Raw genomic sequence first — 13,529 nt, 5'->3', positions numbered from 1 at the left:
ATAACCCCGTCACGTGGCCACGATCGCGGAAAGAACTCAGGCGCCGGCGGCCGACTTGAGGTCGGCGACCCGGTCGGTGCGCTCCCAGGTCAGCTCCGGCAGCTCGCGGCCGAAGTGACCGTACGTGGACGTCAACCGGTAGATCGGGCGCAGCAGGTCCAGGTCACGGATGATCGCGGCCGGGCGCAGGTCGAACACCTCGCCGATCGCCTTCTCGATCCGGTCGACCGGCACGACCTCGGTGCCGAACGTCTCCACGAACAGGCTGACCGGGTGCGCCTTGCCGATGGCGTACGCCACCTGCACCTCGCAGCGGTCGGCCAGGCCGGCGGCCACCACGTTCTTGGCCACCCAGCGCATCGCGTACGCCGCCGAGCGGTCGACCTTCGACGGGTCCTTGCCGGAGAACGCACCGCCGCCGTGGCGGGCGTACCCGCCGTACGTGTCGACGATGATCTTCCGGCCGGTCAGGCCGGCGTCGCCCATCGGCCCACCGATCTCGAACCGGCCGGTCGGGTTGACCAGCAGCCGGTAGCCCTCGACGTCGAGTCCGAGGTTCTCCAGCTCGGGGGCGATCACGTGCTCGCGCACGTCCGGCGCGAGCAGCGATTCCAGCGAGATGTCCGGGGCGTGCTGGCTGGACACGACCACCGTGTTCAGCCGCACCGGGCGGAAGCCCTCGTACTCCACCGTCACCTGCGTCTTGCCGTCCGGGCGCAGGTACGGGATGGTGCCGTCCTTGCGGGTGGCGGCGAGCCGGCGAGCCAGCCGGTGCGCCAGCGCGATCGGCAGCGGCATCAGCTCCGGCGTCTCCGTGCAGGCGAAACCGAACATCATGCCCTGGTCGCCGGCGCCCTGCGCGTCGAGGGAGTCGTCGGCCTGACCGGTACGGGACTCCAGCGCCGCGTCCACACCCTGCGCGATGTCCGGCGACTGCGACCCGATCGACACGCTGACGCCGCACGAGCCGCCGTCGAAGCCCTTCTTCGACGAGTCGTACCCGATGCTGAGGATCGTCTCGCGCACGATCGACGGGATGTCCGCGTAGGCCGACGTGGTGACCTCACCGGCGACGTGCACCTGCCCGGTGGTGATCATCGTCTCCACCGCGACCCGGCTGCGCGGATCCTGCCCCAGCAGGGCGTCGAGGATCCCGTCGCTGATCTGGTCAGCGATCTTGTCCGGGTGGCCCTCGGTTACCGACTCGGAGGTGAACATTCGCCGTGCCACGGTGCTCCTTTGCGGCTCGAGATTTTCGCAGAGTGTAGAAGCTGTCGGATAGAACGGGGGTGCGGGATCATTCCGTACCGGCAGTGCGCGGCAGGCAGTTCACCGCCAGGTCGAGGACGGCATCGGCCAGGTCCTCCTTGGATCGCTCCCCGATTCGGGTCGGTTCAATCGCGGCACCGAGGACGACGGCGGCGTTGGTGTCGGCCCCGAAGGTGCGGTCCGCACCGACCTCGTTGACCACTATGAGATCGGCGCGTTTGCGTAGCAACTTTTCCCGAGCATTGGCCAGCGCGACCGGCTCGGCGGCGGTCTCGGCGGCGAACGCGACCAGCACCTGCCCGGGCGGCTTGCGCGCGCCCAGCTCGGCGGCGATGTCCGCGGTCGCGACCAGGTCGAGCGTGGGCGCGTCCGCGCCCTCCCGCTTCTTGATCTTCTCGGCCTCGTACCGCGCCGGCCGGAAGTCGCAGGGCGCGGCGGCCATCACGATCACGTCCGCGTCCTCGGCCGCCTTGAGGGTCGCCTGTCGCAGCTCCTCGGTGGTGCCGACGCGCACGACCGTCACACCGGCCGGGTCGGGCAGCGTGACGTTGGCCGACACGACCGTGACCCGGGCGCCGCGGGCGGCCGCGGCACGGGCGAAGGCGTACCCCTGCTTGCCCGACGACCGGTTGCCGATGAACCGCACCGGGTCCAGCGGTTCACGGGTACCCCCCGCGGTGACGACCACGTGCCGACCCGCCAGGTCGGGTTGCTGGTCGGGGCGGGCGAGCACCCGCCGGGCGACCGCGAAGATCTCCGCCGGGTCGGGCAGCCGGCCCTTGCCGGTGTCGGCGCCGGTGAGCCGGCCGACGGCGGGCTCGATGACGACGGCACCGCGCCGGCGCAGGGTGGCCACGTTCGCCACGGTCGCCGGGTGCTCCCACATCTCGGTGTGCATCGCCGGCGCGTACACCACCGGGCAGCGCGCCGTCAGGAGCGTGTTGGTGAGCAGGTCGTCGGCCTGGCCGGTGGCGGCCTTGGCGAGCACGTCGGCGGTAGCGGGGGCCACGACGACGAGGTCGGCACGCTGGCCGAGGCGCACGTGCGGAACCTCGTGCACGTCGTCCCAGACGTCGGTACTCACCGGCTGGCCGGAGAGCGCCGCCCAGGTGGGTGCGCCGACGAACCGCAGCGCGGCCGCGGTGGGCACGACCCGCACCCGGTGCCCGGACTCGGTGAACAGCCGGAGCAGCTCGCACGCCTTATAGGCGGCGATCCCCCCGGATACGCCGAGAACGACCTCGGTCATGACCTCGCTCCAGTTGGCCGGACGAGGCCGTGACGGCCGGACGTGTCGATGACCCCGCTCCGCTCGGTGAGACGCTCAGCCTTCGATCGGCTCAGCGGTCAGGAGGGACGAGTTGATCTCGCGCATGGCGATCGAGAGCGGCTTCTCCTGCGGCGTGGTCTCCACCAGCGGACCGACGTACTCCAGCAGGCCCTCGCCGAGCTGGCTGTAGTACGCGTTGATCTGGCGGGCGCGCTTGGCAGCGAAGATCACTAGGGCGTACTTGGAGGTGGTCTTCTCCAGCAGCTCGTCGATCGGCGGGTTGGTGATGCCCTCGGGGCTGGCCACGATTCCGGACACGGTGAAATCCTCGAGACGAGACTAGACGACAGTTCTCAGCAAATCGGCAGTTCTCAGCAAAGCCGTAGCACTTCTCAGCAGGCTGTAGCACTCAGCGGAGTGCTGGAGAACCGAGCAAGCTTACCAGTTCGCTCGCCGCGCGTTCGATCGAGTCGTTGATCACGACCTCGTCGAACTCCTTGCGGGCCTCCAGCTCCTCGTGGGCGTGCTCCAGCCGGCGCGCGATCGTCTCGGGGTCCTCGGTACCCCGGCCGACGAGCCGGCGCTCCAGCTCCTCGACGCTGGGCGGGGCGAGGAAGACCAGTTGCGCGTCGGGCATCGCGGCCCGCACCTGACGGGCGCCCTGAATGTCGATCTTCAGCAGCACCGGGATGCCCTGCGAGATGTACCCCTCGACCTGGGCCCGTGGAGTGCCGTACAGGTTGCCGGCGAACTCCGCCCACTCCAGCAGCTCCCCGGCCGCGACCATGCGCTGGAACTCGGCCCGGGTCACGAAGTGGTAGTGGGTTCCGTCGATCTCGTAGTCACGCTTGCGCCGGGTGGTGACCGACACGGACAGCCTCACCCAGGGCGAGCGCGCCCGGATCAGCTCGATCACACTGTCCTTGCCGACCCCGCTGGGGCCGGAGAGGACCGTCAGTCGAGCTGAACCCGGGCGCGCGTCGTCGTCATTGCTCACTGCTTGTTTCTACACAACGCTCACTTGCCGTTGGTAGAGAACTCCCCAAGCAGTGCCTTGCGCTGCTGCTCGCCGAGGCCACGCAGGCGCCGGCTGTCGGCGATCTTGAGCTTCTCCATGATCTGAGTCGCACGGATCTTGCCGATTCCAGGCATCGCCTGCAGGACGGCCGACACCTTCAGCTTGCCGACGACGTCGTCGGACTCAGCCTGGTCGAGCACCTTGGCGAGCGTGGTCTTGCCCTGCTTGAGCTGCTCTTTGAGCTCAGCACGAGCCTTACGGATCTCCGCAGCCTTCTCCAGAGCGGCAGCGCGCTGTTCGGGGCTCAATGACGGGAGCGGCACCAGGTCTCCTCGGGTCCCTTGACGAAACGGTAGTCCATGAATTGCGCAGTGCTAGCGGAATTGCGTGTTGCTAGCGCGGGGAAAACTAGCGGTCTACGGCCGATTCAGCAACGTTGGAGTGCCTTGATCACACTCCGTTCGCGTCATCTGATCGGCTGCACCACCCTCCGACAGGCGTCCATAAGCCGGTCCAGCGAGTCCCGCAACCCGGCGGCCGAGGGGCCCGCGGACAGGATCTCGCGGGAGTACGAGGGCAGCACGGAACTCAGGTCGTCGCCGAAGACGGTGCGCAGGTCATCGGGCCGTCCGCCCTGGGCGCCGAGGCCCGGAACGAGCACCGGACCGCCCAGGTCGCTCATGTCGTGGCCGGTCTCGCCGACCGTCGCGCCGACCACGGCACCGATGTCCCCCAGCGGCTCCACACCCGCGTTGAGCTGGGAAATCTCATCGATGACGAGCTGCGCGACGGTGCGCCCGTCGGCCGTACGGGCGTGCTGGACCGCCGGCCCCTCGGGGTTGGACGTCAGCGCCAGGACGAACACTCCGGCGCCCGTGGCGACCGCTTTTTCGATCATCGGAGTGAGCGAACCGAAGCCCAGATACGGACTCGCAGTGATCGCGTCGACGCGGAGCGGACTCGCCGGATCGAGGTACGCGTCGGCGTACGCGGCGGCCGTCGATCCGATGTCGCCGCGCTTGACGTCGAGGATGGTCAATGCGTCCGCATCGCGCAACTGTCGGATAGCCGACTCAAGCACGGCTATCCCCTGTGACCCAAATCTCTCGAAAAAGGCGGACTGCGGCTTCACCACCGCGGCCCGCTCGCCGACCGCCTCGACCACCGTTCGGGTGAACCGTTCCAGGCCCGCGGGTGTGTCCGGCAGGCCCCACGCGGACAGCAACGACGGGTGCGGATCGATGCCGACGCACAGCGGTCCCCGCGTGTCCATCGCGGCCCGCAACCGCGCCCCGAACCGTCCCTCGCTCATACCGCTGCTCCTCGTCGACTCAAGCCCCGCACGCAGCCGCGTACGAGCCCCGGCCCGCGGAAGATCAGGCCGGTGTACACCTGGACCAGACTGGCGCCCGCGTCCCGCAACCGCAGGGCGTCGTCGGGGTCCATGATCCCGCCCACCCCGATCACCGGCAGCCGGCCGCCGGTCTCGCGGGTCACGAAGCTCACCACCTCGCGGGCCCGTTCGGTCAGCGGCGCGCCGCTCAACCCGCCCGCCTGCGCCCCGGCCGCCGCGTCGGCCGGCGCCACACCATCGCGGGCCAGGGTCGTGTTCGTGGCGATCAGCCCGTCCACCCGGTGGGCGGCGCACACCTCCAGCACCTCCCCCAGCGCCGCGTCGGTGAGGTCCGGCGCCACCTTGACCAGCAGCGGCTTCGGCCCCACCGCCCGCAGCGCGCCGAGCAGCGCGTCCAGGTGGCCACGGTCCTGCAACGTCCGCAGGCCCGGCGTGTTGGGCGAGGAGACGTTGACGGCGAAGTAGTCGCCGTACGGGTACAGCGCGGTCAGCGACGACACGTAGTCGGCGACGGCGTCCTCCAGCGGCGTCACCTTCGACTTGCCCAGGCTGATACCCAGCGGCACCGCGAGCGGCCTCAAGCCCGACAGGCGGGCCGCCAGCGCGGTCGCACCGGCGTTGTTGAACCCCATCCGGTTGACGATGGCCCGGCTGTCCGGCAACCGGAACAGCCGGGGCCGGTCGTTGCCCGGTTGCGGGTGCCACGTGACCGTGCCGACCTCGACGAAGCCGAACCCGAGCGCCGGCCAGGCGGGTAGCGCGCGACCGTCCTTGTCCATGCCCGCGGCGAGCCCGACCGGGTTGGGGAACCGGACGCCGAAGACCGTCGTCGCCGCGCCCGGCGGCGAGTACGGCCGGCGGGGCGCCACCCGGCCCACCCGGGCGAGCCAGCGCAGCGTCGACTCGTGGGCCGCCTCGGCGTCGCCGCCCCCCGTGCGGAACAGCACCGGCCGCGCGAGCTTCTCGTACACGTTCACCGGCTACCCACCCTCTGTCGGCGTGCGCTCCCGGCCGACCACCCCGGCGTCGGCGCGCTCCCGGCCGGGACGGCCGGGAGCGCGCCAACCCACGTCACGCCTCGTCGCCGCGCAGCGCGGCGTGCAGCTCCTGGAGCGGGCGTACCGTCATCTCACCCCGGATCTTGGCCTCGATGCCCATCACCGCGGCCGCCGCGCCCGGCAGCGTGGTGATGCACGGGATGTCCGCAGCGACGGCGGCCGAACGGATCTCGTACCCGTCCTGACGCGGCCCGGATCCCTGCGGCGTGTTGATGACCAGGGCCACCTCGCCGGAGCCGATCAGCTCCACCGCGTCGCGGGTGCCGTCGTCGCCCTCGAAGTGCTTGCGCAGCACCTCGCACTCGACGCCGTAGCGGCGCAGCACCGACGCGGTGCCGTCGGTGGCGAGGATGGAGAACCCGAGGTCGGCCAGGCGCTTGGCGGGGAAGACGATCCCCCGCTTGTCCCGGTTGGCGACCGTGACGAAGATCTTCCCGCTGGTGGGAAGGGAGCCGTAGGCGGCCGCCTGGGACTTGGCGAAGGCGTGGCCGAACGCGCGGTCGATGCCCATGACCTCGCCGGTGGACTTCATCTCCGGGCCGAGCAGGCTGTCGACGCCCTTACCGGCGCGGGTGCGGAACCGTTTGAACGGCAGGACCGCCTCCTTGACCGCGATCGGGGTGCGCGGCGACGGCGTGCTGCCGTCACCGGCCGGGGGCAGCATGCCCTCGGCGCGCAGTTCCTCGATCGTCGCGCCGAGCGCGATCCGGGCGGCGGCCTTGGCCAGCGGCACCGCGGTGGCCTTGGACACGAACGGCACCGTGCGCGAGGCGCGCGGGTTGGCCTCCAGCACGTACAGCACGTCGTCTTTGAGCGCGTACTGGACGTTGAGCAGCCCGCGCACGCCGATGCCCCGCGCGATCGCCGCGGTGTAGCGGCGCACCTCCTCGATGTGGGCGGTGCCCAGCGTGATCGGCGGCAGCGCGCAGGACGAGTCGCCGGAGTGGATGCCGGCCTCCTCGATGTGTTCCATGACCCCGCCGAGGTACACCTCGCCGGTGGCGTCGCACAGCGCGTCGACGTCGATCTCGATGGCGTCGTCGAGGAACCGGTCGACCAGCACCGGGTGGTCCGGCGAGATCGCGGTGGCGCGGCCGATGTAGTCGCGCAGCGTCGCCTCGTCGTAGACGATCTCCATGCCCCGGCCGCCGAGCACGTAGCTCGGGCGGACCAGGACCGGGTAGCCGATCTCGTCGGCGATCGCCTTGGCGTCGGCGAAGCTCGTCGCCGTGCCGTGCGCCGGGGAGTGCAGCCGCGCCTCGTCGAGCAGCCGGCCGAACGCGCCGCGCTCCTCGGCCAGGTGGATCGACTCCGGCGACGTGCCGACGATCGGCACGCCGGCCTCGGCCAGGCGCCGGGCCAGCCCCAGCGGGGTCTGCCCGCCCAGCTGCACGATCACGCCCACCACGCCCGGGCCGCCGGCAGCCAGGCCGGACTCATTCTCGGCGTGGTACACCTCAAGGACGTCCTCGAACGTCAACGGCTCGAAGTACAGCCGGTCGGCGGTGTCGTAGTCGGTCGACACCGTCTCCGGGTTGCAGTTGACCATGACGGTCTCGTAGCCCGTCCAGGAAGCGCTCGCTCCCTCCGCTCCCTCGCGCGGAGGTCCAGCCTCCCGCAGCGCCAGCACCGCGTGCACGCAGGAGTAGTCGAACTCGATGCCCTGGCCGATCCGGTTCGGGCCGGAGCCGAGGATGAGCACCTTCGGCCGGTCGGAGCCGATGACCTCGGTCTCGACGTCGTAGGACGAGTAGTGGTACGGCGTCTTGGCGGCGAACTCGGCGGCGCAGGTGTCGACCGTCTTGTACACCGGGCGCAGGCCGAGCCGGTGGCGCAGGGTACGCACCCCGTCCTCGCCGGCCAGTTCCGGGCGCAGCGCGGCGATCTGCCGGTCCGACAGCCCGGCCCGCTTGGCCCGGCGCAGCAGCGGCGCGTCGAGCACGGCCGCGGTCTCGATCTCGGCACGCAGGTCCACCAGCGTGGCGATCTGGTCGACAAACCACGGGTCGTACCCGGACGCCGCGGCCACCTCGTCGACGCCGGCGCCCAGCCGCAGCGCCCGCTCCGCCGTGTACAGCCGGCCGTCGTGCGGGACGCGGAGCGCGTCGAGGGTCTCCTCCAGCGTCCGGTCGGGGTCGGGCAGCGTCCAGAATCCGCTCGCCTTGGTCTCGACCGACCGCATGGCCTTGCCCAGCGCCTCGGTGAAGTTGCGGCCCAGCGCCATCGCCTCGCCGACGGACTTCATCGTCGTGGTCAGCTCCGGGTCGGCGCCGGGGAACTTCTCGAACGCGAACCGGGGGATCTTCACCACGACGTAGTCGAGCGTGGGCTCGAACGCCGCCGGGGTCTCGCGGGTGATGTCGTTGGGGATCTCGTCGAGGGTGTACCCGATGGCCAGCTTCGCCGCGATCTTCGCGATCGGGAAGCCGGTCGCCTTCGAGGCCAGCGCCGACGAGCGCGACACCCGGGGGTTCATCTCGATGACGACGAGCCGGCCGTTGTCGGGGTTGACCGCGAACTGGATGTTGCAGCCGCCGGTGTCCACCCCGACCTCACGCAGCACCGCGATGCCGAGGTCGCGCAGCCGCTGGTACTCCCGGTCGGTGAGGGTCATCGCCGGCGCGACGGTGACCGAGTCGCCGGTGTGCACGCCCATCGCGTCGACGTTCTCGATCGAGCAGACCACGACCACGTTGTCGTTGCGGTCGCGCATCAGCTCCAGCTCGTACTCCTTCCAGCCGAGCACGCTCTCCTCGATGAGCACCTCGTGCACCGGCGAGGCGGCCAGGCCGCTGCCGGCCAGCCGGTCGAGGTCCTCGGGCGTGTGCGCCATGCCGGAGCCGAGGCCGCCCATGGTGAACGACGGCCGGATGACGACGGGCAGACCGAGCTCGGCGACCGTCTCCCGCACCTCGTCCATCGAGTGGCACACCCGGCTACGAGGAACGAGGTCGCCACCGGCAGCATCACTGAAGCCGATGCGAGCACCGGCCTTGGCCACGATTTCCTTGAACAGCTGCCGGTCCTCGCCGCGGCGGATCGCGTCGATGTCGGCGCCGATCAGCTCGACGCCGTACTTGTCGAGCACCCCGGCCTCGTGCAGCGCGACGGCCGTGTTGAGCGCGGTCTGCCCGCCCAGCGTCGGCAGCAGCGCGTCCGGCCGCTCCTTCGCGATCACCAGCTCGACGAATTCGGGCGTGATCGGCTCCACGTACGTGGCGTCGGCGTACTCCGGGTCGGTCATGATCGTCGCCGGGTTGGAGTTGACGAGCGTGACCCGCAGCCCCTCGGCGCGCAGTACCCGGCACGCCTGGGTGCCGGAGTAGTCGAACTCGCAGGCCTGGCCGATGACGATCGGGCCGGACCCGATCACGAGGACGTGGGAGATGTCGGTCCGCTTAGGCACGCTGCACCAACTCCAGAAGGCGGTCGAACAGGTAGTCGGCGTCGTGCGGGCCCGCCGCGGCCTCGGGGTGGTACTGCACCGAGAACGCCGGGGCGTCCAGCAGTCGCAGCCCCTCGACGACGTTGTCGTTGAGGCAGACGTGGCTGACCTCGGCCCGGCCGAAGTCGGTTTCCACGGTCCTGTCCAGCGGGGCAGCGACCGCGAAGCCGTGGTTGTGCGCGGTCACCTCGACCCTGCCGGTGCCGCGGTCGAGCACCGGCTGGTTGATGCCGCGGTGTCCGTACTTGAGCTTGAACGTACCCAGGCCCAGCGCCCGGCCGAGGATCTGGTTGCCGAAGCAGATGCCGAACAGCGGCACTTCGCGTCGCAGCAGGTCACGGGTCAGGGCCACCTGGGGGTCGGCGGTGGCCGGGTCGCCGGGGCCGTTGGACAGGAACACCGCGTCGGCGCCGGTCGCGAGGACGTCGTCGACGCCCGCGGTCGCCGGCAGGACGTGGGTGGTGATGCCGCGGGCGGCCATCCGGCGCGGGGTGTTGCGCTTGATGCCCAGGTCGATGGCGGCGACGGTGAGCCGGTGCTCGCCGTCGGCGGCCACGGTGTACGGCTTGTCGGTGGTGACCTCGCCGACCAGGTCGGCGCCGGCCATCTCGGGCGAGCTGCGGACCCGTTCCAGCAGCCCCGCGACGTCGTCGTCGATGCTGGAGATGCCGACCCGCATGGCACCGCGCTCGCGCAGGTGCCGGGTCAGCGCCCGGGTGTCGACCTCGCAGATGCCGACCACACCCTCGGCCGCGAGCCGCTCCTCCAGGCCGCCGCCGGCCCGCCAGTTGGAGTACGTACGCGACGGGTCGCGCACCACGTACCCGGCGACCCAGATCCGGCCGGACTCGTCATCCTCGCCGTTGACGCCGGTGTTGCCGATGTGCGGCGCGGTCATGACCACGACCTGCCGGTGGTACGACGGGTCGGTCAGGGTCTCCTGGTAGCCGGTCATGCCGGTGGAGAAGACCGCCTCGCCGAAGGTCTCCCCGATGGCGCCGTATGCCTCGCCATGGAACGTCGTGCCGTCTTCGAGCACGAGTACCGCGCTCCGCCGCCTCGTCATTTAGTTGCCTTTCCGTCGAGGACCGTGGGTTCGCCGCGCAGGAACGTCGCGATCACCCGCGCCGGCAGCGTCATTGCCGCGTACGGGGTGTTGCGGCTACGGCTGGCCAGGTCACCCGGCTCGACCGTCCAGCGGGCGGCCGGGTCGATCAGGGTCAGGTTGGCCGGGACGCCGACCGCCGGATCCAGGCCGTGCTCGGCCAGGCCGGCGATGCGGGCCGGGGTGCGCGACATCCGCTGCGCGATCCCGTCCCAGCCGAGCCGGTCCAGCGCCACGTCGACCACGATCGACAGCGCCGTTTCCAGGCCCAGCATTCCCGGCCGTGCGTAGGCCCACTCGCACTCCTTGTCCTCCACCGCGTGCGGCGCGTGGTCGGTGGCCACGATGTCGATCACACCGTCGGCCAGGCCGTCGCGCAGCGCGGTGACGTCGGCGGGGGTCCGCAGCGGCGGGTTGACCTTGAAGACCGGGTCGTACGAGGTCGCCCGCTCGTCGGTGAGCAGCAGGTGGTGCGGGGTGACCTCGGCGGTGACCCGTACCCCGCGCCGCTTGGCCCAGCGCAGGATCTCGACGCTGCCGGCGGTGGACACGTGGCAGACGTGCAGCCGCGCGCCGACGTGCTCGGCCAGCAGCACGTCCCGAGCGATGATCGACTCCTCGGCCACGGCCGGCCAGCCGGTCATGCCCAGGCGGGCGGCGACCTCGCCCTCGTGCATCTGGGCGCCCGCGGTCAGCCGCGGCTCCTCGGCATGCTGGGCCACCACACCGTCGAACGCCTTGACGTACTCCAGGGCCCGGCGCATCAGGCGCGGGTCGTGCACGCAGTGACCGTCGTCGGAGAAGATCCGCACCCGGGCCGCCGAGTCGGCCATCGCGCCCAGCTCGGCGAGCTGCTCACCGGCCAGGCCGACGGTGACCGCGCCAACCGGCTGCACGTCGACCAGCCCGGCCTCCCGGCCCAGCCGCCAGACCTGCTCGACCACGCCCGCGGTGTCGGCCACCGGCGAGGTGTTCGCCATCGCGCAGACCGCGGTGTACCCGCCCAGCGCGGCCGCCCGCGAGCCGGTCTCGACCGTCTCGGCATCCTCGCGGCCGGGTTCGCGCAGGTGGGTGTGCAGGTCCACGAGCCCTGGCAGGGCCACCAGACCGTCGGCGTCGATCACCCGGGCGCCGGCCGCGGACAGCCCGGTGCCCAGCTCCGCGACGACCCCGTCGCGGACCAGGAGGTCCGTCACAGGGCCACCCAGAACGCTCACACCCTTGATCAGGTACGTCATGCCTTCCCTCCGAGCAACAGGTAGAGCACGGCCATCCGGACGTTCACGCCGTTGGCGACCTGCTCGACGATGGTGGAGCGGGCGGAGTCCGCGACCTCCGGAGCGATCTCCATGCCGCGGTTCATCGGCCCCGGGTGCATCACGATCGCGTGCTCGGGCAGCCGCCGCATCCGCGCGGCGTCCAGGCCGTAGCGGCGCGAGTACTCCCGGGCCGACGGGAAGTACGCCTGGTCCATCCGCTCGCGCTGGACCCGCAGCATCATCACCACGTCCGCTTCTGGCAGCACCGCGTCGAGGTGGTAGCTGGTCTCCGCCGGCCACGCGCCCACCCCGACCGGCAGCAGCGTCGGCGGCGCGACCAGCGTCACCTTCGCGCCGAGGGTGTGCAGCAGCAGGACGTTGGAGCGGGCCACCCGGCTGTGCAGCACGTCGCCGACGATCGCGACGTTCAGGCCGGCCAGCCGGCCCAGCCGCGCCCGCATCGTGTACGCGTCCAGCAGGGCCTGGGTGGGGTGCTCGTGGGTGCCGTCGCCGGCGTTGACCACGGTGCCGTCGATCCAGTTCGCCAGCCGGTGCGGCGCCCCGGACGCGGAGTGGCGGATCACGACCGCGTCGGCGCCCATCGCCTGCAGGGTCAGCGCGGTGTCCTTGAGGCTCTCCCCCTTGGACACGCTCGACCCCTTGGCCGAGAAGTTGATCACGTCGGCGCTCAGTCGCTTGGCCGCGGCCTCGAACGAGATCCGGGTGCGGGTGGAGTCCTCGTAGAAGAGGTTGACCACGGTACGGCCGCGCAGCGTCGGCAGCTTCTTGACCTCGCGGCCCTGCATGGCCGCGTCCATCTCGCGGGCGGTGTCGAGGACGAACGTCGCGGTGGCGGCGTCCAGGTCGGCCGCCGACAGCAGGTGACGGATCATCGGGTACCTCCCAGCAGCCGGACCTCGTCGGCGCCGTCGGTCTCGGTCAGCGCCACCCGTACGTTCTCGGCCAGCGCCGTCGGGATGTTCTTACCCACGTAGTCGGCGCGGATCGGCAGCTCACGGTGGCCGCGGTCGACCAGGACGGCCAACTGCACCACCCGCGGGCGCCCCAGGTCGCCGAGCGCGTCGAGGGCGGCCCGGACGGTCCGCCCGGAGAACAGCACGTCGTCGATGAGGATCACCCGCCGGCCGTCGATGCCGCCGGGCGGAAGTTCGGTGCGGCCGAGCGCCCGTGCGCCACGCAGCCGCAGGTCGTCGCGGTACAGGGTGACGTCGAGCGCCCCGACGGGCACCGTCACCCCTTCGAAGGTGTGGATCCGCTCGGCGAGCCGGTGCGCCAGCGGCACACCGCGGGTGGGTACGCCGAGCAGGATCGTGTCGGCCGCCCCGGAGGTCTTCTCCAGGATCTGGTGCGCGATCCTGTCCACCACCCGGGCGATGTCGGTGGCCGAAAGGATTGTCTTCGCGGGGCCGTCGACGACACCGGAATCGGCGGACGGTGACGGCGAGGGGCCGCCGGGAGCGGCGGAGAAGGCCGGGAACGCGGGGGGCGTGCCCCGCGGCGGGTTCGTCGGATCACCGGTACCGTCGGGCGGGATTGCCGCCGTGGCACGGGATTCCGCGCTGTTCGCGGGGGCGTCCGGAGCCGGGAAACCGGACGATGGGTACGACAAGATGGACCTCCTTCCCCGCCTCGCTGGACGGGTCGTTAAAGGACGTCGGGCCGGCAGCCAGCCTAGCAACCGGGCTGACCAGGCAAACGCAAGGGTCAGGACTACTTGACCACATCTCTTG

Annotated in this window: 12 protein-coding genes; all 12 read right to left on the bottom strand. The window is 71.2% G+C overall.

Features of this window, described 5'->3' with window-relative positions:
- Nucleotides 1-36: 36 nt before the first annotated feature.
- Nucleotides 37-1,230, bottom strand: a complete 1,194-nt coding sequence (metK, locus tag ACNTMW_RS18845; RefSeq protein ID WP_426634969.1) for a methionine adenosyltransferase — start codon at nt 1,228-1,230, stop codon at nt 37-39.
- A gap of 67 nt (nt 1,231-1,297) precedes the next feature.
- On the bottom strand, nt 1,298-2,518 hold the full coding sequence (gene coaBC, locus ACNTMW_RS18840; RefSeq protein WP_426634968.1) for a bifunctional phosphopantothenoylcysteine decarboxylase/phosphopantothenate--cysteine ligase CoaBC: 1,221 nt from the start codon (nt 2,516-2,518) through the stop codon (nt 1,298-1,300).
- Nucleotides 2,519-2,593: 75 nt separating this feature from the next.
- Nucleotides 2,594-2,857, bottom strand: coding sequence for a DNA-directed RNA polymerase subunit omega (gene rpoZ, locus ACNTMW_RS18835; RefSeq protein ID WP_167927664.1), 264 nt, complete (start codon nt 2,855-2,857; stop codon nt 2,594-2,596).
- A 91-nt stretch (nt 2,858-2,948) separates the two neighbouring features.
- Nucleotides 2,949-3,536: a guanylate kinase gene (gene gmk / locus ACNTMW_RS18830; RefSeq protein WP_426634967.1), complete on the bottom strand. Its 588-nt coding sequence runs from the start codon at nt 3,534-3,536 to the stop codon at nt 2,949-2,951.
- Nucleotides 3,537-3,556: 20 nt separating this feature from the next.
- A complete protein-coding gene (gene mihF / locus ACNTMW_RS18825) occupies nt 3,557-3,880 on the bottom strand; it encodes an integration host factor, actinobacterial type (RefSeq protein ID WP_426634966.1) in 324 nt (107 codons plus the stop codon).
- Between the two features lie 143 nt (nt 3,881-4,023).
- Nucleotides 4,024-4,869, bottom strand: coding sequence for an orotidine-5'-phosphate decarboxylase (gene pyrF / locus ACNTMW_RS18820; RefSeq protein ID WP_426634965.1), 846 nt, complete (start codon nt 4,867-4,869; stop codon nt 4,024-4,026).
- Complete coding sequence (locus ACNTMW_RS18815) at nt 4,866-5,882, bottom strand: quinone-dependent dihydroorotate dehydrogenase (protein ID WP_426635010.1); 1,017 nt, start codon at nt 5,880-5,882, stop codon at nt 4,866-4,868. Before ACNTMW_RS18815 ends, pyrF begins: the two co-directional genes overlap by 4 nt.
- Nucleotides 5,883-5,982: 100 nt before the next feature.
- Complete coding sequence (carB, locus tag ACNTMW_RS18810) at nt 5,983-9,375, bottom strand: carbamoyl-phosphate synthase large subunit (protein WP_426634964.1); 3,393 nt, start codon at nt 9,373-9,375, stop codon at nt 5,983-5,985.
- Nucleotides 9,368-10,480: a glutamine-hydrolyzing carbamoyl-phosphate synthase small subunit gene (gene carA / locus ACNTMW_RS18805; protein ID WP_426634963.1), complete on the bottom strand. Its 1,113-nt coding sequence runs from the start codon at nt 10,478-10,480 to the stop codon at nt 9,368-9,370. The genes carB and carA overlap by 8 nt, the downstream gene beginning before the upstream one ends.
- Nucleotides 10,477-11,757, bottom strand: a complete 1,281-nt coding sequence (locus tag ACNTMW_RS18800) for a dihydroorotase (RefSeq protein ID WP_426634962.1) — start codon at nt 11,755-11,757, stop codon at nt 10,477-10,479. The genes carA and ACNTMW_RS18800 overlap by 4 nt, the downstream gene beginning before the upstream one ends.
- The gene (locus ACNTMW_RS18795; protein WP_426634961.1) at nt 11,754-12,671 is read right to left on the bottom strand and encodes an aspartate carbamoyltransferase catalytic subunit; all 918 of its coding nucleotides are present in this window, start codon (nt 12,669-12,671) and stop codon (nt 11,754-11,756) included. Before ACNTMW_RS18795 ends, ACNTMW_RS18800 begins: the two co-directional genes overlap by 4 nt.
- On the bottom strand, nt 12,668-13,192 hold the full coding sequence (gene pyrR, locus ACNTMW_RS18790; RefSeq protein ID WP_426635009.1) for a bifunctional pyr operon transcriptional regulator/uracil phosphoribosyltransferase PyrR: 525 nt from the start codon (nt 13,190-13,192) through the stop codon (nt 12,668-12,670). Before pyrR ends, ACNTMW_RS18795 begins: the two co-directional genes overlap by 4 nt.
- Between the last annotated feature and the right edge of the window lie 337 nt (nt 13,193-13,529).

The organism is Planosporangium spinosum, from assembly GCF_049999945.1.
Lineage (GTDB): Bacteria > Actinomycetota > Actinomycetes > Mycobacteriales > Micromonosporaceae > Planosporangium > Planosporangium spinosum.
Note: the sequence above shows the minus strand (reverse complement) of the source record. Positions and strands in the feature narration are given on the sequence as shown.

Coding starts and splice junctions, on each gene's coding strand:
- coaBC (WP_426634968.1), bottom strand. CDS start 2,518: ATGACCGAGGTCGTTCTCGGCGTATCCGGGGGGATCGCCGCCTATAAG.
- ACNTMW_RS18795 (WP_426634961.1), bottom strand. CDS start 12,671: ATGATCCGTCACCTGCTGTCGGCGGCCGACCTGGACGCCGCCACCGCG.
- ACNTMW_RS18800 (WP_426634962.1), bottom strand. CDS start 11,757: ATGACGTACCTGATCAAGGGTGTGAGCGTTCTGGGTGGCCCTGTGACG.
- carA (WP_426634963.1), bottom strand. CDS start 10,480: ATGACGAGGCGGCGGAGCGCGGTACTCGTGCTCGAAGACGGCACGACG.
- pyrF (WP_426634965.1), bottom strand. CDS start 4,869: ATGAGCGAGGGACGGTTCGGGGCGCGGTTGCGGGCCGCGATGGACACG.